The 21,456-nt window shown below is 68.9% G+C and carries 17 protein-coding genes and 1 tRNA gene; 7 read left to right on the forward strand and 11 right to left on the reverse strand.

Annotation, left to right across the window (positions count from 1 at the left end; genetic code table 11):
- Nucleotides 1-25 precede the first annotated feature (25 nt).
- Both ACZ7G3_RS10510 and ACZ7G3_RS10515 read right to left on the reverse strand, forming a co-directional pair.
- Nucleotides 26-928 (reverse strand): chitosanase, encoded by a 903-nt coding sequence (locus ACZ7G3_RS10510; RefSeq protein ID WP_426598331.1) that lies wholly within the window; start codon nt 926-928, stop codon nt 26-28.
- 13 nt (nt 929-941) lie between these two features.
- Entirely contained in the window at nt 942-1,871 is a 930-nt protein-coding gene (locus ACZ7G3_RS10515; protein WP_470924676.1) for a rhomboid family intramembrane serine protease, read from the reverse strand.
- Between the two features lie 152 nt (nt 1,872-2,023).
- On the opposite strand from ACZ7G3_RS10515, the gene ACZ7G3_RS10520 reads away from it, so the two are divergent.
- Nucleotides 2,024-2,749 (forward strand): vWA domain-containing protein, encoded by a 726-nt coding sequence (locus ACZ7G3_RS10520; protein ID WP_470924678.1) that lies wholly within the window; start codon nt 2,024-2,026, stop codon nt 2,747-2,749.
- Between the two features lie 49 nt (nt 2,750-2,798).
- Here the strand turns inward: ACZ7G3_RS10520 and ACZ7G3_RS10525 are convergent, their stop codons facing one another.
- On the reverse strand, nt 2,799-3,698 hold the full coding sequence (locus tag ACZ7G3_RS10525) for a hypothetical protein (protein ID WP_470924679.1): 900 nt from the start codon (nt 3,696-3,698) through the stop codon (nt 2,799-2,801).
- Between the two features lie 561 nt (nt 3,699-4,259).
- Here ACZ7G3_RS10525 and ACZ7G3_RS10530 point away from each other — a divergent pair.
- The 4 genes from ACZ7G3_RS10530 to ACZ7G3_RS10545 all read left to right on the forward strand — a co-directional run bounded on the left by ACZ7G3_RS10530 (nt 4,260) and on the right by ACZ7G3_RS10545 (nt 10,190).
- Nucleotides 4,260-4,640 carry a chorismate mutase gene (locus ACZ7G3_RS10530; protein WP_470924681.1) on the forward strand — a complete coding sequence of 127 codons (381 nt, stop codon included), beginning with the start codon at nt 4,260-4,262 and terminating at the stop codon, nt 4,638-4,640.
- Nucleotides 4,641-4,773: 133 nt separating this feature from the next.
- Nucleotides 4,774-7,281 (forward strand): aminopeptidase N, encoded by a 2,508-nt coding sequence (pepN, locus tag ACZ7G3_RS10535; RefSeq protein ID WP_470924683.1) that lies wholly within the window; start codon nt 4,774-4,776, stop codon nt 7,279-7,281.
- Between the two features lie 138 nt (nt 7,282-7,419).
- Entirely contained in the window at nt 7,420-8,781 is a 1,362-nt protein-coding gene (locus ACZ7G3_RS10540; RefSeq protein WP_470924685.1) for a pyridoxal phosphate-dependent decarboxylase family protein, read from the forward strand.
- Complete coding sequence (locus ACZ7G3_RS10545) at nt 8,778-10,190, forward strand: lysine N(6)-hydroxylase/L-ornithine N(5)-oxygenase family protein (RefSeq protein ID WP_470924687.1); 1,413 nt, start codon at nt 8,778-8,780, stop codon at nt 10,188-10,190. The genes ACZ7G3_RS10540 and ACZ7G3_RS10545 overlap by 4 nt, the downstream gene beginning before the upstream one ends.
- Nucleotides 10,191-10,214: 24 nt before the next feature.
- On the opposite strand, the gene ACZ7G3_RS10550 is transcribed toward ACZ7G3_RS10545, so the two are convergent.
- The gene (locus ACZ7G3_RS10550) at nt 10,215-12,023 is read right to left on the reverse strand and encodes a bifunctional metallophosphatase/5'-nucleotidase (RefSeq protein ID WP_470924689.1); all 1,809 of its coding nucleotides are present in this window, start codon (nt 12,021-12,023) and stop codon (nt 10,215-10,217) included.
- Between the two features lie 212 nt (nt 12,024-12,235).
- Here ACZ7G3_RS10550 and pyk point away from each other — a divergent pair, with 212 nt between their 5' ends.
- Entirely contained in the window at nt 12,236-13,672 is a 1,437-nt protein-coding gene (gene pyk / locus ACZ7G3_RS10555; protein WP_470924690.1) for a pyruvate kinase, read from the forward strand.
- 8 nt (nt 13,673-13,680) lie between these two features.
- Here the strand turns inward: pyk and ACZ7G3_RS10560 are convergent, their stop codons facing one another.
- The gene (locus ACZ7G3_RS10560; protein ID WP_470924692.1) at nt 13,681-14,460 is read right to left on the reverse strand and encodes a helix-turn-helix domain-containing protein; all 780 of its coding nucleotides are present in this window, start codon (nt 14,458-14,460) and stop codon (nt 13,681-13,683) included.
- A 104-nt stretch (nt 14,461-14,564) separates the two neighbouring features.
- A tRNA-Leu gene (locus tag ACZ7G3_RS10565) sits at nt 14,565-14,637 on the reverse strand.
- A 106-nt stretch (nt 14,638-14,743) separates the two neighbouring features.
- Between ACZ7G3_RS10565 and ACZ7G3_RS10570 the strand changes: the two genes are divergently transcribed.
- The gene (locus ACZ7G3_RS10570; protein ID WP_426526174.1) at nt 14,744-15,400 is read left to right on the forward strand and encodes an ANTAR domain-containing response regulator; all 657 of its coding nucleotides are present in this window, start codon (nt 14,744-14,746) and stop codon (nt 15,398-15,400) included.
- A gap of 69 nt (nt 15,401-15,469) precedes the next feature.
- On the opposite strand, the gene ACZ7G3_RS10575 is transcribed toward ACZ7G3_RS10570, so the two are convergent.
- From ACZ7G3_RS10575 to ACZ7G3_RS10595, 5 genes are all read right to left on the reverse strand, one after another.
- On the reverse strand, nt 15,470-16,186 hold the full coding sequence (locus tag ACZ7G3_RS10575) for an ABC transporter ATP-binding protein (RefSeq protein ID WP_426526172.1): 717 nt from the start codon (nt 16,184-16,186) through the stop codon (nt 15,470-15,472).
- Complete coding sequence (locus ACZ7G3_RS10580; protein WP_470924694.1) at nt 16,183-17,097, reverse strand: ABC transporter ATP-binding protein; 915 nt, start codon at nt 17,095-17,097, stop codon at nt 16,183-16,185. Before ACZ7G3_RS10580 ends, ACZ7G3_RS10575 begins: the two co-directional genes overlap by 4 nt.
- Nucleotides 17,098-17,102: 5 nt before the next feature.
- On the reverse strand, nt 17,103-18,929 hold the full coding sequence (locus ACZ7G3_RS10585; RefSeq protein ID WP_470924696.1) for a branched-chain amino acid ABC transporter permease: 1,827 nt from the start codon (nt 18,927-18,929) through the stop codon (nt 17,103-17,105).
- Between the two features lie 5 nt (nt 18,930-18,934).
- Nucleotides 18,935-19,867, reverse strand: a complete 933-nt coding sequence (locus tag ACZ7G3_RS10590) for a branched-chain amino acid ABC transporter permease (protein WP_426598317.1) — start codon at nt 19,865-19,867, stop codon at nt 18,935-18,937.
- A 112-nt stretch (nt 19,868-19,979) separates the two neighbouring features.
- The gene (locus ACZ7G3_RS10595) at nt 19,980-21,218 is read right to left on the reverse strand and encodes a branched-chain amino acid ABC transporter substrate-binding protein (protein WP_470924699.1); all 1,239 of its coding nucleotides are present in this window, start codon (nt 21,216-21,218) and stop codon (nt 19,980-19,982) included.
- Nucleotides 21,219-21,456 lie beyond the last annotated feature (238 nt).

A 21,456-nucleotide genomic window follows, 5' to 3' on the forward strand; every position in this document is an offset into this window, starting at 1 on the left:
AGGGCAGGCGCCGTCGCATGCGCGCCTACGGCAGCCTGTACGTCTGCCCGTACATCTCCCACACCAGCGGCGTGTCGAGCTTCATGTTCCCGGCCTCCAGGAACCGCCGCTGCGCCGTGTCGACGCGGGAGGTGTCGATGCCCGGACGCCGGGCCCGCATGGCGTCGCGGCGGACGTCCAGGAAGGCGTCCAGGTAGGTCTTCTCGACGCCGCCCTGCCCCGGCGTCTTCGCCTTGCCCATGGCCTGCTCGCGCAGCCCGTAGAAGCCGTCGGCGCTCGTGTCCGGGCCGTGGAAGACCATCGCGTCGAAGTACACGAACTGGCCCAGCGTGCCCAGGCCGTCCAGCTTGGCCAGGCGGACCGCCGGCTCGAAGTAGACCCGGTCGCGCTCCTCCTCCTGCGCCGCACGGAACGCCGGCAGCTCCGCCTCCGCCTGCCACGCGGCCGTGAAACCGGGGTCCAGGCCCTCGTGCGAGTCGCTGCCGTCCACCTCGCGCAGGGCCGGCAGGTACGCCGCCAGGCCGTTGCCCGGGTGGGCCTCGGTGTAGCGCTCGACCAGCGTGAGCAGGTCGTGCGTGCCCGTGCAGAAGCCGATGATGCCCGCCGTGTAGCCGCACCCGTCGCCGAGGTCCTCGATGACGCCGTAGGAGGTGCGCCACTTCGTGGTCGAGTTCTCGGCGCTGGACACCAGCTGCTGGGCCAGCTCCTTCTTCGCGGGGGCGGCGAGCCCCGGCGGCAGGTCGGCGATCAGCGCGTCGTCCGCCGCCCGCTCCTCCTCCGCCCGGCTCTTCGCGTCCTCGCGGGACGACTGGGCGGTGGACGCGGGCGGCGCCACCGGGGCGTCGGCCGAGTCCGTCGGCATCACGAAGTACACCCCCGTGGCGATCACGGGAACGGCCGCGAGGAGCAGCACACCGGCACGTTTCATCGGGGAATACCTCTCATAGGGAAATGCCTCCACCTGTCAGTTGCGACACCTTGACCGCCGCCGTCACCGCCAGCAGCACCACCAGCCCCGCGCACGCTCCCGCCTGCACCGCCACCCGGCGCCCGTCCCGGGGCGCGTACGCGAACGCCAGGGCCAGCGCGCCGCCCACCAGCAGGCCGCCGAGATGACCCTGCCAGGAGGTGAGCCCGGCGGACAGCACCAGCCACAACAGCAGGAGGGCCATGAAACGGTTGACCGAGGCCATGTCAGCGCCCAGACGGCGGTGCAGGACGTAGTACGCGGCCCCCACACCGAAGATCGCACCCGACGCGCCGACCGAGGACTGCCCGGGGTCCCCCAGCACCAGCTGCAGGACGGAACCACCGAGCGCCGACAGCAGGTACAGGACCACGAAGCGGACCCGGCCGAGCATCAGCTCCACCACCCGCCCCAGCTGCCACAAAGCGACCATGTTCATCGTGAGGTGCAGGATCCCGAAGGTGCCCTCGAACGGCGACAGGTGGAGAAAGGCGCCGGTGAGCATCCGCTCCCATTCGCCGGCGGCGACGCCCTCCGCCCGGAAGAGCCCGAAGTGGGCACTCTCGTAGACGTAGTGCCCGCCGTCCGGGCCGACCAGCCGCGCACCGACCATCGAGAACCGGTCCACGATCTCCGGCCGCACCACCTCCGCCAGATACGCCAGGAGGTTGAGCCCGAACAGGACGTACGTCACCACGGGCGTCGCCGAGACCCGGCCGCCCGCGATGGTCCGGGCCTGCCGGACCGACCGCGCCCCCTCCTTCACACACTCGGGACACTGGTGGCCGACGGACGCCTCCCGCATGCAGTCCGGGCAGATGTGGCGCTCGCAGCGGGTGCAGCGGACGTGGCACTCCACCGCGGGATGGCGGTAGCAGGTGGTGACGGTGGACTCGGAATCCACGCCGGCTCCTCGGGACGGACGGACGGTGAGCCGGTGGGGACGGCGGCGAACAAAATAGCGAACGCCTGTGGACGAGCTGAGAGGCGGGGTGCGCCGTGCCGTAACCTCGGCAGCCAGATGCCGTAAGTCCCAAGGGTGACGGGGGAGTCCGCATGGCCGCGATCAGTCTCACCAAGGTGCGGGAGACCGCGCCCGCGCTGGTCGAACCGTACCGGAGCGCCGGGGTGTCGCTGACCAAGCACGGACTGGAGGGGACCCGGGCGGCCGTCTACCTCGTCGTCGACTACTCCGGCTCCATGAAGCCGTACTACAAGGACGGCAGCGTGCAGGCGCTCGCCGACCGGGTCCTCGGCCTGTCCGCGCACCTCGACGACGACGGCACCGTGCCGGTCGTGTTCTTCTCCACCGACGTCGACGCCGTCACCGAGATCGCCCTCGCCGACCACCAGGGACGGATCGAGCGGATCGCGGCCGGCCTCGGGCACATGGGCAAGACCAGCTACCACCTGGCCATGGACGCCGTCATCGACCACTACCTCGACAGCGGCGCCCGCCACCCCGCCCTGGTCGTCTTCCAGACCGACGGCGGCCCGATCAGCCGGCTCGCCGCGGAGCGGTACCTGTGCAAGGCGGCAACGCTCCCCCTGTTCTGGCAGTTCGTCGGCTTCGGCGACCCGGACAGCCGCCAGTTCGAGTACCTGCGCAGACTCGACGAGCTGGCGGTGCCGGGCAAGCGGGTCGTCGACAACGCCGGGTTCTTCCACGCGGGCCGCGACCCGCGGAAGGTGACCGACGCCGAGTTGTACGACCACCTGGTGGGCGAGTTCCCCGCGTGGCTGGTGGCCGCACGCGCGCAGGGCATCGTGCGGCCCTGGTAGGGGTACCGCCCAGGGGCGCCGGAGGGACGGCCGGTGCGGGGCCGGCCGTTCACGTGTCGCACTCCAGCACCGTCCGGCACAGCCCGCACCGCGCCCGCACCCGCCCCCGCACCGGCACCCTGATCCGCTGATGACAGGTCGGACAGGAGAACGACACCCGCAGCGGCCCCCGCCCGCCCGGCGTGAAGGAGTACGGCCCGTCCACCGGAAGGGCCGCGGCGGCATGCGGGTCCTGGGCGTGACGACGGTCCCGGGCATAGCGGCGGCGGCCCGCCCAGCCCGCCGCGGTCAGCGGCGGCTGCCGCTCGTCCCGGCGGGCCCGGGCCATGCCCTTGACGTACGCCGTGTACGCCTGCGGACTGGTGAACCACACCGCGGGGTCCTCACCGAACACCAGCGCCCGCTTGGCCAGGACGTAGCCGAACTCCTCCGGCGTCAGATACCCCAGCTTCTGCGACGACGCCGAGTCCTCCCGGTAGGCGTCCAGCAGCAGCCAGCCGGCACCCAGGTACGTCGTCGCCGTGTCGGTGAGGACCTCGTTGTCCCGCGTGCCGGCGAAGGACAGGCCCAGACGGTGCAGATACACGTGCATCACCTCGTGCGCGAGGGCCGCGCCGATGTCCCGGCGATGCGTACGGAACCGGTCGTTCAACTCGATGAAGTACTCCGGGCCCGCCGCGAGCTCGACGCTCGCCGCATGCGTCATCTCCCGGAAGGACACGATCATCCGCGCATCCGGGAGACGGTAGTGACGCACCAGCTCGTGCGCCACCCGCTGCGCCCCCAGATACAGGTCGTCGGTGTCGCAGAACGCTACGTCGGCCGGGGCCACACTGGCCGAGAACGTCCGCACGGTGTCGTACGACAACCGCCTGTACAACGCGGTGACGGCGGCCCGCACCGTCTCCAGATGCGGGTAACCGTGCTCGACCGGTCCGCCGTTCGCCACGCCTGAACCCCCAAGACGCTCCTGAACCCGTCTCCCACTGTACGGCCGGCCCCGCACGGCCACCGGTGCCGCACGGCGGAAACCGTTCGTCCCCGGCCCCGGCCCACGGCACGAGCGGCGACCGTGACCAGCGAACAGCACACACCGTCGCCGCCTCCTCCCCGCGCGCGGGCGGCGCGGACACCGACCTGGAACAGCGGCTCACGGCAGACGGGCTGGGGGAACCGGCTCACGCGCGCGGCCGCACGGGAAGCCGGCCGGCACGGCCGCACCGACATGATCGTGTCCACGCACACTTCCAGGCGCCCGGCTTCCACCCGAGGCCCGGCCTCCGGGAGCCGGGCCGCATCGTCCGGGAGCGGGGCCGCATCGTCCGGGAGCGGGGCCGCATCGTCCGGGAGCGGAGCCGCATCGTCCGGGAGCGGGCCCATCGCGGGCGTCCCCGGCGGACACGAGGACGGCTACGTCCACAAGCGCACCGGCACCGGCGACACCGGCGGGATTTCCCGGGGCCTGAGACGGTCTGCGACGGCCCGGGATCCGCCCTTAGGGTGAGCACCCATGACCACCAGCAACACCGGTACCGGTGCCGTCGACCCCGCCGTCCGCGAGGAACTGGCCCGGCTGCGGGACAGCATCGACAACATCGACGCGGCCGTCGTCCACATGCTCGCCGAACGCTTCAAATGCACCCAGCAGGTCGGCCACCTCAAGGCCCGGCACCAACTCCCGCCCGCCGATCCGGCCCGCGAGGCGAAACAGATCGCCCGGCTGCGCGCCCTCGCCGAGAGCGCCAAACTCGACCCGGCGTTCGCCGAGAAGTTCCTGAACTTCATCATCGCCGAGGTGATCCACCACCACGAACGCATCGCGGAGCACAACGGCACCGGCACCGGCACCGGCAACAGCAGCGGCAGCGGCCCGGCCCCCGCCTCCGACTGACCCCGCCGGCCCCGCGCCCCCGCCCACGGGGGCGCGCGCCGGGGAGCGCCCCGGCCACCCCGACGGCCCGGACAAAATCCGCGTACCCATCCGCCTCTGTGCCCTGCCGACCGCATCAGGCAGCATGGCGTGCATGTCCGTACTGACGCGCGACGAAGCGCAGACCCGAGCCCGGCTCCTCGACGTCCACCACTACACGATCGACCTCGATCTGACCCGTGGCGACGACACCTTCGACTCCCGCACCGTCATCCGCTTCACCGTCCACGGCGAACCGGACACCACGGACACCACGGACACCTTCGTCGAGGTCAAGCCCGCCGAGCTGCACACCGTCACCCTGGACGGACACCCCCTCGACCCCGGCACCCTCGACGAGAACCGGCTCGCCCTGAAGAACCTCACCCCCGGCGACCACGAACTGCGCGTCGACGCCGCCATGCGCTACTCCCGCACCGGCGAGGGCATGCACCGCTTCACCGACCCCGCCGACGGCGAGACCTACGTCTACACCCAGCTCTTCCTGGACGACGTCCAACGCGTCTTCGCCGCCTTCGACCAGCCCGACCTCAAAGCCGTCTTCGACCTCACCGTCACCGCGCCCCAGGGCTGGACCGTCCTCGCCAACGGCATCACCGAACACACCGGCGACGGCCACTGGAAGGCCGCCACCACCCCACCCATCTCCACCTACCTCGTCGCCGTCGCCGCCGGCCCCTGGCACTCCGTACGCACCGAACACCGCGGCCTCCCCTTCGGCCTCCACTGCCGCCGCTCCCTCGCCCCCCACCTCGACGCCGACACCGAAGAACTCCTCGAGGTCACCCGCGGCTGCTTCGACCGCTACCACGAGAAATTCACCGAGCCCTACCCCTTCGACTCCTACGACCAGGCGTTCGTCCCCGAATTCAACGCCGGCGCCATGGAGAACCCCGGACTGGTCACCTTCCGCGACGAGTTCGTCTTCCGCTCCGCCGTCACCGACACCCAGCGGCAGACCCGCGCCATGGTCATCGCCCACGAGATGGCCCACATGTGGTTCGGCGACCTCGTCACCCTCCGCTGGTGGGACGACATCTGGCTCAACGAGTCCTTCGCCGAGTACATGGGCTACCAGACCACCGCCGAAGCCACCCGCTTCACCGACACCTGGACCGACTTCGGCGTCACCCGCAAACCCTGGGGCTACGACGCCGACCAACGCCCCTCCACCCACCCCGTCGCCCCCGAGAACGTCCAGGACACCGCCTCCGCCCTCCTCAACTTCGACGGCATCTCCTACGCCAAGGGCGCCTCCGCCCTGCGCCAGCTCGTCCACTGGCTCGGCGAGAAGGACTTCCTCGCCGGCATCAACACCCACTTCGACCGGCACAAGTTCGCCAACGCCACCCTCGCCGACTTCATCGACTCCCTCGCCGCCGCCACCGACCGCGACGTCCACGCCTGGGCCGACGCCTGGCTGCGCACCACCGGCGTCGACACCCTCACCCCCCACGTCACCGGCGACAACGGCACCCGAACACTCGAAGTCGGCCGCAAGGGCGACCGACCCCACCGCATCGCCGCCGGCCTCTACGACCGCGACCTCACCGACGAAGGCCGGCTCACCCTGCGCACACGCCTCGACCTCGACCTCCCCCAGGCCGAACCCCGGCCCATCGGCAAGCTCCCCGCGCTCGTCGTCCTCAACGACGGCGACCTGAGCTACGCCAAGATCCGCTTCGACGCCGACTCCTTCCGCACCATCCGCGAAGGCCTGTCCGGCCTGCCCGACCCACTCACCCGGGCCGTCGTCTGGAACGCCCTCAGGGACGCCGTCCGCGACGGCGAACTCCCCACCGGCACCTACCTGGACATCGCCCGCGCCCACCTCCCCCACGAGACCGACCTCGCCCTCGTCGACGGCGTCCTCACCTTCGCCACCACCCAGGTCGCCGACCGCTACGCCGCCCCCGACCAGCGGCCCGCCGCCCTGACCACACTCACCGACCTGTGCCGCGACCTCATCCGCCGCACCGAGGACGGCGACCACCCCGGACTGCGCCTCATCGCCGTACGCCACCGCATCGCCACCGCCGCCCACCCCGACACCATCGCCGCCTGGCTCGCCGACGGCACCGTCCCCGGCGGCCCCGAACTCGACCCCGAACTCCGCTGGCGCATCCTCACCCGCCTCGCCGTCCTCGGCGCCACCGACGAGACCGCCATCGCCGCCGAACTCCGACGCGACCCCAGCGACACCGGCCAGGAAGGCGCCGCCCACTGCCGCGCAGCCCTGCCCCACCCCGACGCCAAGAGCCGCGCCTGGCAGGCCATGTTCACCACCGACGACCTCTCCAACTACCTCTTCACCGCCACCGCCAAGGGCTTCTGGCAGCCCGAACAAGCCGACCTCCTCCACGACTACGTACCGCGCTACTACACCGAAGCCGTCGCCGTCGCCGCCCGCCGCGGCCCCGCCATCGCCGAAGCCGCCGGCCGCTGGGCCTTCCCCGCCCACGCCGTCGACACCGACAACCTGCGCCTCGGCCAGGAATGCCTCGACCACGCCCACCCCACCCCCGCCCTGCGCCGCAAGCTCACCGACCAACTCGACGACCTCGCCCGCGCCCTGCGCGTACGGGAGACCGACACGCACTGACCCCGGACACGGCCGGCCCACCCCCGCGGGCCGGCCCCCCCGCATACCCCTTTCGGGTTGCGATCTTGAGCTGTACAGGCGTACCCGCGCATCCCCGTCCAAGCTGGAACTCCCCGCACCACGCCCGGAGGACAGCCCATGGGCACGCCGCCGCCCCTCGCCTCGGGCCCCCACGGCCCCGACGCCCTACGCCCCCTGCTCGACACCGTGCTCGACGCACTGCACGCCGGCACCACAGCACGCGGAGGCCCCCTGCCCGCGGGCGGCCCCGACACCGTCACCGCCCGCATGACCGACGCCGCCGGCGACATCCTCCCCGACCACGGCGACCCCGACGCCCTGCGCACCCTCGTCACCGCACTCGCCCACGGCGCCGCCGACCCCGCCCACCCCCTGTGCACCGCCCACCTGCACGGCCCACCCCTCGCCGTCGCCACCGCCGCCGACCTCGCCGCCAGCGCCCTCAACCCCTCCCTCGACTCCTGGGACCAGGCACCCGCCGCCTCCACCCTCGAAACCCTCGTCACCCGCGCCCTCGCCCGGGAAACCGGCGCCGCCGACGCCCTCATCACCACCGGCGGCACCGAATCCAACCAACTCGCCACCCTCCTCGCCCGCGAAACCCACGGCCCAGGCCTGCGCCTCATCCACGGAGCCAACGCCCACCACTCCGTACCCCGCGCCACCTGGCTACTCGGACTGCCCGAACCCGTCGTCGTCCCCGCCCCCGCCGGCACCCTCGACCCCGCGGCCCTCGACGAAGCCCTCACCCAGATCCCCGGACCACACCTCGTCGTCGCCACCGCCGGAACCACCGACGCCGGCCTCATCGACCCCCTCCCCGAAATCGCCGACCGCTGCACCGCACACGGCGCCCGCCTCCACATCGACGCCGCCTACGGCGCCGGCCTCCTCTTCAGCACCCAGCACCGCCCCAAACTCGCCGGACTCGAAGCCGCCCACACCGTCACCCTCGACCTGCACAAACTCGGCTGGCAACCCATCGCCGCCGGCCTCCTCACCGTCAAGAACCCCGACGACCTCACCGCCCTCCACCACCACACCCACTACCTCAACGCCGACGACGACACCCACGCCGGAATCCCCGACCTCCTCGGCCGCTCCCCACGCACCAGCCGCCGCCCCGACATCCTCAAAATCGCCGCCACCCTCAAAACCCTCGGCCGCACCGGACTCGGCACCCTCGTCGACGACGTCTGCACCCTCGCCCAGAAACTCGCCACCCTCATCCACCACCACCCCCGCTTCGAACTCCACGCCCCACCCACCATCAGCACAGTCCTCTTCCGCCCCACCCACACCACCGACGACACCGTCGCCGCCCTACGCCGCACCCTCCTCACCACCGGCGACGCCGTCCTCGGCCGCGCCCACGCCGACGGCCGGCTCTGGCTCAAAGCCACCCTCCTCAACCCCCACACCACACCCGACGACCTCACCACCCTCCTCACCCTCGTAGAAAGACACACCCCCCGATGAACACCCCCGCACACCACACCCCCGACACCCCCCGCGACCTCGCCGGCATCGGCATCGGCCCCTTCAACCTCTCCCTCGCCGCCCTCGCCGACCCCCTCACCGGCCTCGACACCGTCTTCTACGACCAGCGCCCCGCCTTCCACTGGCACCCCGGCCTCCTCATCGACGGCGCACGCATCCAGGTCCCCTTCCTCGCCGACCTCGTCACCCTCGCCGACCCCGCCAACCCCTGGACCTTCCTCAACCACCTCAAAGCCCGAGAACGCCTCTTCCCCTTCTACTTCGCCGAACGCTTCCACATCCAACGCACCGAATACGACACCTACTGCCGCTGGGTCGCCGACAACCTCCCCACCCTCCGCTTCCACCACCAGGTCGACGCCGTCCGCTGGAACCCCGAACACCACCTCTTCGAAGTCGACTACACCCGACTCGACGCCGACGGAGAAGCCGACGCCGTCGGCCGCACCTACGCGAAGAACGTCGTCCTCGGCATCGGCACCGAACCGCACGTCCCCGACCCCCTCAAACCCCTCACCGACGCCCCCGGCGTCCCCGTCATCCACGCCGCCGACTACCTCCAGCACCGCGACACCCTGCTCACCGCCGGACACATCACCGTCATCGGCACCGGCCAGTCCGGCGCCGAGATCTTCCTCGACCTCCTCCGCCACCGCCCCACCGGCCACGAACAACTCCACTGGCTCGGCCGCACCGAAGCCTTCGCCCCCATGGAGTACTCCAAACTCGGCCTGGAACACTTCACACCCGACTACACCCGCTACTTCCACGCCCTGAGCGAACCCGTCCGCGACCGCCTCCTCGCCACCCAGTGGCAACTCCACAAAGGCATCGACGCCGACACCACCGCCGCCATCCACGACGAGCTCTACCGCCGCACCCTCGACGGCGGCTGGCCCGACACCGTCCTCACCCCCGGCGTCCACGTCCGCACCGCCGGCCGCATCGCCACCACCCAGATCGAACTCCACATCGAACACACCCAGCAGAAAACCCGCTCCCGCCTCACCACCAACGCCGTCGTCCTCGCCACCGGCTACCGCGACCGCCCCCTCGACCGCCTCCTCACCGGCCTCGACGCCTACATGCGGCGCGACAACCACGAACGCCCCCGCATCGACGAACGCTTCCGCCTCCTCCTCGACCCCTCCGTCACCGGACACGTCTACGTCCAGAACGCCGAAACCCACACCCACGGCGTCGGCACACCCGACCTCGGCCTCGCCGCCTGGCGCAGCGCCACCATCCTCAACGACGTCACCGGACGCAACCCCTACCCGCTCCCCAGCCGCACCGCCTTCACCACCTTCGGCCTGGAACGAGCACAGCCCCAGATCCCCTCCGCACGCGACCACCGGGCACTCACCCCGCTGGTGGAAGGAATCTGAGGCCGCACCTCACACACGCGGAAATCAGAACACCGGCACACCGTCCCGCGTCAGCCTCCAGCCCACCGACGCGAAGTCCGCCGGGTCCAGCACACCCCTCGCCGTGACCCACTCGGCGATCCGCGTACGGATCTCCGTCGACTCCGACCACAACTCCTGGGCCGACGCCACATGCGGGAACGCACCACCACCGTTCGCCCGGTAGTTGTTCACCGCCAGCACGAACCGCGCCTCATCGGCCAACGGCGCACCCCCGTACGCCAAATTCCTGATCCGCGAACCGGGCGCCTGCGCGATGTCCACCTCGTACGTCAGCCCCGACACGTAGTCGTAGTTGTAGTCCGGACGGCCGTTCGCATTGGTCAGCTTCTCCACATCCACCGGCACACCCGCCGCCGTCCGCACGTAGTACTCCGCCGAGTACTCCAGGTACGCCCGCAACTGGGCGCCCGTCATCAACTTCGCCACCAGCGTGTTGTCGTACACGTACAGACTCGACAGATCCCGGATCGTCACGTCACCCGCCGGAATCTCGGACGTCCGCGAGAACGGCGAAGCCTGCGCCAGAACCGGCAGCGACGCGTACTCCGTACCCGCCAGCGCCTCCCTGACCACGTCCTCCTGCACCTTCGTGATCAGGTCGATGATCGGCGCGTCCTTGAAACGCGCCTCCACCGTCGTCAACGTCTCGGTCGCCGTACCGACCACCTGATTGACGTACGCCACGACCCTCGCCTGCTCGTCCGACAGCAACTCGGTGATCTCCGGGTCGTCCTCGACCGTGCTGGAATCACGCAGCGACGCCCTCACCGACTCCACGTGCCAACGACCCCGCTCGAAAACCAGCTCGAAGTCGAACAGAGTCAGCCGCTCGGCGTAACACAGCGGCTCCGACAGCACGACCGTCTTCCCGGTCTCCTCGTTGACGACCTTCAACTCCGCGATCTCCTGATGCGCGTGCCCCACCAGGATCGCGTCGATACCCGGCACCAGCCTCGCCACATTCGCCGCCGCGTTCTCCACGTACGGAAGCTGGTCACCGTACGACGACGTCCCCGACGACCCCGAGTGCGCCGACACCACCACCACGTCCGCGCCCATCGAACGCAGCTTCGGCACCCACGCGGCCGCCTGCTCCTCCAGACCCGGGAACGCCAGCTTCCCCTGCACGTACGCCTTGTCCCAGATCGCGATACCCGGATTCGTCAGCCCCAGCACCGCCACCTTCACCGGCGGCGCGCCCTTCACCCGGAACGTCTTCATGAAGTACGGCGGGAAGGCCGGCCTCAGCGTCTTCGCGTCCACCGCGTTCGCACCGAGCAGCGGAAAATCACACTGCTCCTCGAACTTGCGCAGCGTCTCGATGCCGTAGTTGAACTCATGGTTCCCCAGCGCCACCGCGTCGTACCCGATCGCGTTCATCGCCTGCGCCATCGGGTGCACCGGACCGCCCTCGGCGGTGATCGGATCGACCTTCGCGTAGTAGTACGTCAACGGCGTGCCCTGGATGGTGTCGCCCGCGTCCAGCAGCAGCGTGTTGCGGCGGCCCTTCTCCGCACGGACCTGGTCCACCAGCGTGGAGACACGGGCCAGCCCCTGCGCGTTGCCCGCCGCGTCCGCGTACTCGGCGTCCTTGAAGTAGTCCCAGTTGAACACGTGCCCGTGCAGATCGGTGGTGCCCAGCACCGTCAGCGCGTACCGCTTCCGCTTCTTACGACCGCCCCCGTGCGCGGGCGCCGCCTCCGCCGCCGGAGCCACCGCCGCGCCGGCCAACGCGACACCCGCCCCCGTCACGGCGGACCTGCTCAGGAACTTCCGGCGGTTCAACGCCATGGCTGACTCTCCTCGGTGACCCGTGATCATGTGACAACGCGCGTAGATTCCGCCCTGAGCGCAGCACCTGTCAAGAGCCACAGCCGGATGAAATGCTCATCGGAGCAGCGCCGCGCACAATTCAACACTTGTCAATAACCCTTTACTCAAAGGTTGTTGAGTGGACATGCGCGGCCAATTCGCTACCCGCCGGTAAGTCATAGGCTCGACCCATGCGCCGAGCAAAGATCGTCTGCACACTTGGGCCCGCCACCGACTCGTACGACCAGATCAAACGCCTGGTCGACGCCGGAATGGACATCGCCCGCTTCAACTTCAGCCACGGCACCCACGCCGAACACGAAGAGCGATACCACCGCGTCCGAAAAGCCTCCGATGAGACCGGCCGCAGCGTCGGCACCCTCGCCGACCTTCAAGGCCCGAAGATCCGGCTCGGCCACTTCACCGAAGGCCCCGTACTCCTCGAACGCGGCGACACCTTCACCATCACCGTCGAAGAAGGCATCGCCGGCGACCGCCACACCTGCGGCACCACCTACCCCGGCCTCGCCGCCGACGTCACCCCCGGCGAACGCATCCTCGTCGACGACGGCAAAGTCTGCCTCGAAGTCACCGGCATCGACGGACCCCGAGTCCGAACGACGGTCATCGAAGGCGGCATGGTCTCCGACCACAAAGGCCTCAACCTCCCCGGCGCCGCCGTCTCCGTCCCCGCCCTCTCCAAGAAGGACGAGGACGACCTCCGCTGGGCCCTCCGCAACGGCTTCGACGTCATCGCCCTGTCCTTCGTCCGCAGCGGACGAGACGCCCTCGACGTCCACCGCATCATGGACGAGGAAGGCCGCCGCCTCCCCGTCATCGCCAAGATCGAAAAACCCCAGGCCGTCGAGAACATCGACGACATCGTCGCCGCCTTCGACGGCATCATGGTCGCCCGGGGCGACCTCGGCGTCGAAATGCCCCTCGAACAGGTCCCCATCGTCCAGAAGCGCGCCATCAAACTCGCCAAACGCAACGCCAAACCGGTCATCGTCGCCACCCAGATGCTCGACTCCATGATCGACAACGCCCGCCCCACCCGCGCCGAGGCCTCCGACGTCGCCAACGCCGTCATCGACGGCACCGACGCGGTCATGCTCTCCGGCGAAACCAGCGTCGGCAAACACCCGATCGAAACAGTGCGCACCATGGCCCGCATCGTCGAAGCAGCCGAGGAGGACATCCTCGCCAAGGGCCTGCCCCCACTGACCGACCGCAACAAACCCCGCACCCAGGGCGGCGCCGTCGCCCGCGCGGCCGCGGAGATCGGCGACTTCCTCGGCGCGAAATTCCTCGTCGCCTTCACCCAGTCCGGCGACACCGTCCGCCGCCTCTCCCGCTACCGCTCACCCATCCCGCTGCTCGCCTTCACCCCCGAACCGGCGACGCGCTCACAGCTCAGCCTGACCTGGGGCGTGGAGACCTTCCTCGGCCCGCACGCGGACTCCACGGACGCGATGGTCGACCAGGTGGACGAACTCCTCACCCGCTACGGACGCTGCCGGAAGGGCGACGTCGTGGTCATCACGGCCGGCTCGCCACCAGGGGTCTCGGGCACGACCAACCTGGTGCGGGTGCACCACATCGGCGAGGACGACAGTCCCCAGTAGGCCGGCCGTCAGTACTTGGGCCCGACGTGGGCGTCCATGAGGGCTACGGAGGCTTTGCGGGCTACGGAGATGTTGTAGGGGTTCCCGTGGCGCGTGCAGTGGGTCCATTCGACGTCGAGCCTGTCGAGGGTGTCTGTGTAGAGGCGGCGGATGTCGGCCGACACGTTGGTGAAGAAGTACCGCGGGTATTCGTAGCGTTTGCGTTCCCCGCCGACGAGCCGTGTCGTCCAGTTGGTGATACGGCAGCCGTCGGAGTGGACGAGCCCGCGGACCAACTCCCACGGGTGAGTGTCGACGATCAACTGCTGCCAGGGTCGGAGGGCGATCGTGCGCTCATGCTTCTTACCAGGACCGTGCTGAGGGAACATGCAGCACCAGTGCTTGGTGTAGGACTTGACCTCGACGCACCCGGGTTTGTGGCGCTGACTGACATTGGGTAGCGGCATAACCCTGCGCATGGCCTCTTCAGCCGCAGCGATCAAGCCGATCTGCGTGGCGTTGCAGAAAATCGACAGATGGTGCTGTCTGGGCTTCGAGACGATGTGACCGTCGCCGAGGTAGAGGCCGAGGAGGTAGGCGTATGCCACCTCATCGAACTTGCGGCCCGTGCACTGGGGGCAGTCGGTTGGTTGCTCGTATGCGACGCCGCGCGCTTTGCGGTCCTCGCTGCGCCACCAGCCCACGGTTCCTCGCGGGATGTTGAGCTGCGCGGCGACCACACGGTTGGGAACCCCTTGGTTCATGAGTGCGACAGCGCGTGTGCGGATCGAAGAGCTGTGCTGTTCCATACCGCTACGTTGCGTTAGTCGCCGTCACTTCAGGGCCAAGAAGGCGGAGAATCACGCGAACGCGATCCTCCGCTTAGGGGCGCGCCTTTGAAATGAAGGAAAAGTGCCCCGGGTGGGATTCGAACCCACGCTGTCGGTGGTTTGAGCACCGTGTCTCTACCGCTGGACTACCGAGGCTTCCTGTAAAACAAAGGTTGACGGTCACCCGCCGTGCCCCCACCTTATCGCAGCTAGGTACGCTCTTGTCAGCAGTACCGCCTGCCCCGGAACAAGGAGCGCCCACGTGACCGCCCCCGAGTCGCCCCAGCCCGCCGACGTGCCCGAAGACGAGAAGTCGCACGTGCCTCCGCTGACGACCCGTGTCGTCATCGCCGAGGACGAGGCGCTCATCCGGCTGGATCTGAAAGAGATGCTGGAGGAGGAGGGGTACTCCGTCGTCGGTGAGGCCGGTGACGGTGAGCAGGCCGTGGAGCTGGCCCGGGAGCACAAGCCGGACCTGGTGATCCTCGATGTGAAGATGCCCAAGCTGGACGGGATCTCCGCGGCCGAGAAGATCGCCGAGGAGAGCATCGCGCCGGTGCTGATGCTGACCGCGTTCTCGCAGCGCGACCTGGTGGAGCGGGCGCGGGACGCGGGTGCGATGGCGTATCTCGTGAAGCCGTTCAGCAAGAGTGATGTCGTTCCGGCGATCGAGATGGCCGTGTCGCGGTTCACGGAGCTGAAGGCGTTGGAGAAGGAGGTCGCGGATCTCAGTCTGCGGCTGGAGACGAGGAAGCTGGTGGACCGGGCGAAGTCGGTGCTGCAGACGGAGTACGGGCTGACGGAGCCGGCGGCGTTCCGGTGGATCCAGAAGACGTCGATGGACCGGCGGATGTCGATGCAGCAGGTGGCCGAGGCGGTCATTCAGGATGCCGAGGAGAAGAAGGCGTCCAAGGGCTGAGCAGGACCCGATGATGAAGGTGGCCCGCGTCCCCGGCAGGGGGCGCGGGCCTCTTTTGTGTGTGCTGGTTCAGTCTTCGCCGAGGTAGGCCTTGCGGACGGACTCGTCGTGGAGGAGGTCTTGTCCGCTGCCGGTCAGGACGATGTTGCCGACTTCCATGACGTGGCCGTGGTCGGCCAGGGAGAGGGCGGCTTGGGCGTTCTGTTCGACGAGCAGGATGGTGGTGCCTTGGGATTTCAGTTCGGCGATGGTCGACATGATCTTCTGCATCATGATGGGGGAGAGGCCCATGGAGGGTTCGTCGAGCATGAGCAGTTTGGGCTGGGACATCAGGGCGCGGCCCATGGCGAGCATTTGCTGTTCGCCGCCGGAGAGGGTGCCTGCGGCTTGTTTTCTGCGTTCGCCGAGGATGGGGAAGAGGTCGTAGGCGCGTTGGATGTCTTTTTCGATGCCGGGTTTGTCGGTACGGAGGAAGGCGCCGAGGCGGAGGTTGTCCTCGATGGTCATGCGGGGGAAGATGTGCCGGCCTTCGGGGGAGTGGGCGAGTCCGAGGGAGACGATCTGGTGTGCCGGGGTCTTCTTGAGTGACTTGCCGCCGAATTTGATCTGGCCGCCGACTGGTTTGAGGAGGCCGGAGAGGGTGCGCAGGGTGGTGGTCTTGCCGGCGCCGTTGGTGCCGATGAGGGTGACCACTTCTCCGGCGTCGACTGTGAAGGAGATGCCTTTGACGGCTTCGATCTTGCCGTAGGCGACGCGGAGGTCTTCGACCTCGAGGAGTGCGGTCATCGGTCGTTCTCCTTGCCGGCCGCGGTGTCCGTGGTGGTGTCGGCCTGGGCGTGGGATTCGGCGGCTTCCACTTCGGCGGCCTCGGCGGCGCCGGGGTCGTGGGCGAGGGGTTCGCCGAGGTAGGCGGCGATGACGCGTTCGTCGCCCTGGACGGTGGCGCTGTCGCCTTCGACGAGTTTCTCGCCTTGGACGAGGACGGCGACGCGGTCGCAGAGGTTGAAGATGAAGCGCATGTCGTGCTCGATGACGAGGACGGCGATGCCCATGTCGCGGATGGCGAAGACGAGTTCCTCGGTGGCCCGGGTCTCCTGGGGGTTCATGCCGGCTGTGGGTTCGTCGAGGAGCAGGAGTCCGGGTTCGCTGGCGAGGGCGCGGGCGATCTCGAGTTTGCGTTGTTCGCCGTAGGGGAGGTTGCGTGCGAGGTGGTCGGCTTTGGCGGCGAGGCCTATGAACTCGAGGAGTTCTGTGGCGCGTTCGCGGCTGGCTGCTTCGGCTCTGTGGAAGCCCGGGCCGCGCAGGACGGCTGACCAGAAGCCTTCTTTGGTCCGGGTGTGGCGGCCGACGAGGACGTTCTCCAGGACGGTCATGTTGCCGAAGAGGCGGATGTTCTGGAAGGTGCGTGCGATGCCGGCGGCGGTGACTTTGAAGGACTTGGCGGGCAGGACCTTGTCCTTGTAGCGGACTTCGCCCTCGGTGGGGATGTAGAGGCCCGTGAGGCAGTTGAAGAAGGTGGTTTTGCCGGCGCCGTTGGGTCCGATGAGGCCGACGATTTCGCCGCTGTTGACGGTGAGGTCGACGTTGTTGACGGCGGTGAGGCCGCCGAAGCGCATGGTGACGCCGCGTGCGTCGAGGACGGGGGTGCCGGGGGTGGGTGTGCCCGGGGTGTCCTTGGTGGTGGTGTCGGTGGTCATGGTGGTCAGGCCCCTGTCTTGCTCAGGACTGTGGGCGCTTCGGCCTCTTCGTGGAATTCCAGTTGGCGGCGTCGGTTGGGGATGAGGCCTTCCGGGCGGAAGCGCATCAGCAGTACGAGCGCGAGTCCGAAGGCGAGGAGTTGGTAGTCGCCGAGGAACTGGAGCTTGTTGGGGATGAGGAAGAGCAGGGCGGCGCCGATGAGGGGGCCGGCGATGGTGCCCATGCCGCCGAGGACGACTGCGGCGAGGAGGAAGGCGGAGTTGGGTGGGGTGGTGCCGGCGAAGAGGTACTGCTCGGGGGTGACGGTGTAGGTGACGTGTGCTTGTACGGTGCCGGCGAGGCCGGCGAGGGTGGCGCCGACGGCGAAGGCGATGAGTTTGACGCGGAAGCCGTTGATGCCCATGGCTAGGGCGGCGGTTTCGTCTTCGCGGATGGCGACCCAGGCTCGGCCGATGCGGGAGTCGCCGCTGCGTCGGAAGACGAGGACGACGACGGCCGTGATGATGAGCATCAGGAAGAAGTAGTTGGCGAACCGGCCGATGGTGAAGCCGGCGATGTCGTGCTGGGTGCCGAGGTCGAAGCCGAGGATTTTGAGGTCGGGGATGGAGGAGATGCCGTTGGAGCCGTTGGTGAGGTCGGGTCCTGAGGTGCCGTCGAGGTTGTTGGCGGTGATGCGGAAGATCTCGCCGAAGCCGAGGGTGACGATGGCGAGGTAGTCGCCGCGCAGGCGCAGGGTGGGGGCGCCGATGAGGACGCCGAAGACGAGGGAGGCGGCGGCGCCGACGAGGACGGCGGCCCAGAAGGGGAAGTGGACGCCGAAGGGGGAGCTCTGGGATCCGGAGACGAGGGAGGCGGCGTAGGCGCCGACGCCGAGGAAGGCGACGTAGCCGAGGTCGAGGAGGCCGGCGAGGCCGACGACGATGTTCAGGCCGAGGGCGACGGTGGCGAAGATGAGGATGTAGACGCCGAGGGTGGCGTACTGGTCGTCGGTCTGGGTGAAGGGGAAGCAGGCCGCCGCGATGAACGCGCCGCAGATGGTGATGTTCTGGTGCCGGGCGGTGATCTGGGTGATCTGGGTGATCAGGCCGGACTTGTTGAGGGCGGCGAAGCCGAGGCCGGCGGTGATGAGGAAGCCGACGAAGAGTTCGTCGTACTCGGTGCCGATGCCGTAGGTGAAGACGAGCAGGGCGACTGCGAGGACGGCCGCGATGATGAGGATTTCGACGTAGGAGGGCAGTGTGCGGACGGGGCGGGGGGCGTCGGAGGTGAAGGCTGCCCTGATGGTCTGCCAGTTCTGGGCGGTGGTGTGCTTGAACTGTTCCCAGCCGGTGTTGTCGGAGTCGAACGGGTCGGGTTCGGGGCGTTCGAAGGGGAGGGCGAGGGCGCCGAGGACGGTGATGAGGGTGACGGCGGCTGCGACGTATCCGCCGGGTTCCAGGTTGACCAGGCCGCCGAGTTGGGCGCTGATCGCGATGAGTGTGTACCAGGTGGTGGTGAAGGTGGCGAGGGCGGCGAGTCTGATGGCCGCGTCGGCGCCGGCGGGTGCGAGCCAGCGCAGTCCTTTGACGCTGTAGGACGCGAGGCCGAGGAGGGTGGTGAGGGCGCCGCCGATGAGTACGAGGACCTGGAGGCCGCCGGGGTAGCCGTAGACGGTGAGGTCGCCGGGGAATTCGGCGGTCCAGGTCCAGGCGAGGAAGGTGGAGACGATGGTGAGGAGGCCGCCGCCGGTGGCGAGGGCGCGGCCGATGTGCGGGGGTATGCCGATGAGGCCGGTGTGGGCGCCCGTGGTGGGGGTGCCGGCGGTCTTCGGTGTGGTGGTCTGTGTGGTCATCGGTGTCACGCCCTGTCCGCAACGCGTTCGCCGAGCAGGCCTTGTGGCCTGAGCAGCAGCACGAGGATGAGGAGGATGAAGGCCCAGACGTCCGCCCAGGACTGGCTGCCGAACTGGCCCAGTCCGGGGACGTCGGCGATGTAGGCGGTGGCGAGGGTTTCGGCGACGCCGAGGACTATGCCGCCGATCATGGCGCCGTAGATGTTGCCGATGCCGCCGAGGACGGCCGCGGTGAAGGCCTTGAGTCCCAGGATGAAGCCCATCTTGAAGTCGACCTGGCCGTACTTGAGGCCGAAGGCGACGCCTCCGATGGCGGCGAAGACGGCGCCGAGGGCGAACGCGACCACGATGATGCGGTCGGTGTTGATGCCCATGAGTTTGGCGGTGTCGGGGTCCTGGGCGGTGGCCTGCATGCCGCGTCCGGTGCGGGTCTTCATCACGAAGTAGGCGAGGATGGCCATGCTGATGGGTGCGGCGGTGAACAGGAAGATGTCGCCGGTCTGGATGGTGACGTTGCCGATGTGGAAGGGGCCGCCGTCGATCTGGGGGAAGGTGCGGGCGGATTTGGCGTCGGGGTACCAGGCCCAGATCGCCTGCTGGAGGGCGAGGGAGAGGCCGATGGCGGTGATGAGGGGGGCTAGTCGGGGGGCGCCGCGCAGTGGGCGGTAGGCGAATCGTTCCGCTCCGACGGCGACGGCCACTGAGACGATCACCGCGCCGATGAGCATCAGGGGGAGGGCGATCAGCATGGAGGTGCCGTCGGGCAGGATGTATATGTAGACCGTGAGCGCGCCGAAGGCGCCGGTCATGAAGATCTCGCCGTGGGCGAAGTTGATGAGCTGGACGATGCCGTAGACCATTGTGTAGCCGATGGCGACCAGCCCGTACATGGATCCCAGTAGCAGGCCGTTGACCAGCTGCTGCGGCAGTTCGTTCACCGCATGTCCTCCGAGACTTTCGGTCGTTCGACGGATGTGGCCGGATGCGAGTGCGCGCGGGGCGCCTGTGGAACAGCGCCCCGCGCGGCTGGTGGGCTGTGGTGCGGGTCGGTCAGCCGGTGTAGGTGCCGGACTTGACGGCCTTGAAGGCTCCGTTCTCGACGGAGTAGACGGTGAGCTGCTTGTTGGTGGCGTCACCGAATTCGTCGAAGGAGACCTTGCCGGTCACGCCGTCGAAGGAGACGTTCTGCATGGCCTCGGTGACTTTGGCGCGGGCGTCGGAGGGGAGCTTTCCGTCGTTGTCCTCGACGACCTTCTTGACGGCCTCGATGATCGCCCAGGCGGAGTCGTAGGAGTAGCCGCCGTAGGCCGCGTAGTCCTCCTTGTAGCCGGCCGCCTTGTAGTCGGCGACGAATTTCTTGGCGGAGGGGAGTTCTTCGACGGGTGCGCCGACGGAGGTGGCGAGGTCGCCGGTGCTGGCGGCGCCGGCCAGCTTGATGAAGGTGTCGTCCTTGATGCCGTCGCCGCCCACGAGCGGGATCTTGGCGCCGGCCTCCTTGATCTGTTTGCTCAGCGGGCCGGCCTGCGGGTATTCACCGCCGTAGTAGACGACGTCGGCGCCGGAGTTCTTCACCTTGGTGGCGACCGAGGAGAAGTCCTTGGTGTCGGGGTTGATGTGCTCGGTGCCGACCACCTTGCCGCCGAGCTTCTTGAACTCCTCGGTGAAGGTGGCGGCGAGGCCGGCGCCGTAGGTCTTCTTGTCGTCGATGACGAAGACGTTCTTCTTCTTGGCGTCGTTGTAGACGTACTGCGCGGCGAACGGGCCCTGGATGGCGTCGGTGGTCGCGGTGCGGAAGTACGACTTGTACTGGCGGACCTTGTTGGTGCGCCAGTCCGGGCCCTGGGTGAGGGACGGGCCGGTGTTGGCGGGGGAGACCTCGACGAGTTTGGCGGTGTCGAAGACCTTCTGCATGGACTCGCCGACCGAGGAGTTCAGCGGGCCGACGACGCCGAGGACGTCGTCGTTGGCGACGAGCTGGGTGGCGTTCTGCTGGCCTACGGAGGGCTGGCCCTGGTCGTCGAGGGCCTCGATCTTGAAGGTGATGCCCTCGACGTACTTGTCCTTGTTGGCCGTCTTCGCGGCGAGGTCCGCCGAGTTCTTGATGCCGAGGCCCAGCGCGGACAGGTCGCCGGTGAGCGGGGCGTCGACGCCGATGACGACGGTGGTGCCACCTCCGCCGCCGTTGCCGGAGTCCGAGCCGCCGTCGTCGTCGCGCGAGCCGCAGGCGGTGAGGGTGAGGGCCCCTGCCGCGAGAGCGGCGGTGATGGCGATGAACGAACGTTGACGCACGATCAGTCCTTTCCCTGGCACGGCCGCTTCCCCGTGGAGGCGGTCGAGTCGAGCGCTGGGCCGAAGTGACAATCGGACTGCGCGGTGACTGGCCGTGACTCTAAGCGTGTGTGGGGAAGGTGGAGGAGGGTCTGACTCAGGCTGTGACGCTCTTGTTATGACACGGGGTAATGCAGAGCGGTACTGGCTGAGAAGAAGGGCGGAATTCAGGCCGATTCGCCCTGTCCGCATGATGAGA

This window comes from Streptomyces sp. NPDC037271 (genome assembly GCF_055603605.1).

Excerpts from the sequence above, each read along its gene's own strand:
- pyk (WP_470924690.1), top strand. The coding sequence starts at position 12,236 with ATGCGCCGAGCAAAGATCGTCTGCACACTTGGGCCCGCCACCGACTCG.
- ACZ7G3_RS10585 (WP_470924696.1), bottom strand. The coding sequence starts at position 18,929 with ATGACCACACAGACCACCACACCGAAGACCGCCGGCACCCCCACCACG.
- pepN (WP_470924683.1), top strand. The coding sequence starts at position 4,774 with ATGTCCGTACTGACGCGCGACGAAGCGCAGACCCGAGCCCGGCTCCTC.
- ACZ7G3_RS10545 (WP_470924687.1), top strand. The coding sequence starts at position 8,778 with ATGAACACCCCCGCACACCACACCCCCGACACCCCCCGCGACCTCGCC.
- ACZ7G3_RS10510 (WP_426598331.1), bottom strand. The coding sequence starts at position 928 with ATGAAACGTGCCGGTGTGCTGCTCCTCGCGGCCGTTCCCGTGATCGCC.
- ACZ7G3_RS10530 (WP_470924681.1), top strand. The coding sequence starts at position 4,260 with ATGACCACCAGCAACACCGGTACCGGTGCCGTCGACCCCGCCGTCCGC.
- ACZ7G3_RS10575 (WP_426526172.1), bottom strand. The coding sequence starts at position 16,186 with ATGACCGCACTCCTCGAGGTCGAAGACCTCCGCGTCGCCTACGGCAAG.
- ACZ7G3_RS10520 (WP_470924678.1), top strand. The coding sequence starts at position 2,024 with ATGGCCGCGATCAGTCTCACCAAGGTGCGGGAGACCGCGCCCGCGCTG.
- ACZ7G3_RS10540 (WP_470924685.1), top strand. The coding sequence starts at position 7,420 with ATGGGCACGCCGCCGCCCCTCGCCTCGGGCCCCCACGGCCCCGACGCC.
- ACZ7G3_RS10560 (WP_470924692.1), bottom strand. The coding sequence starts at position 14,460 with ATGGAACAGCACAGCTCTTCGATCCGCACACGCGCTGTCGCACTCATG.
- ACZ7G3_RS10550 (WP_470924689.1), bottom strand. The coding sequence starts at position 12,023 with ATGGCGTTGAACCGCCGGAAGTTCCTGAGCAGGTCCGCCGTGACGGGG.
- ACZ7G3_RS10580 (WP_470924694.1), bottom strand. The coding sequence starts at position 17,097 with ATGACCACCGACACCACCACCAAGGACACCCCGGGCACACCCACCCCC.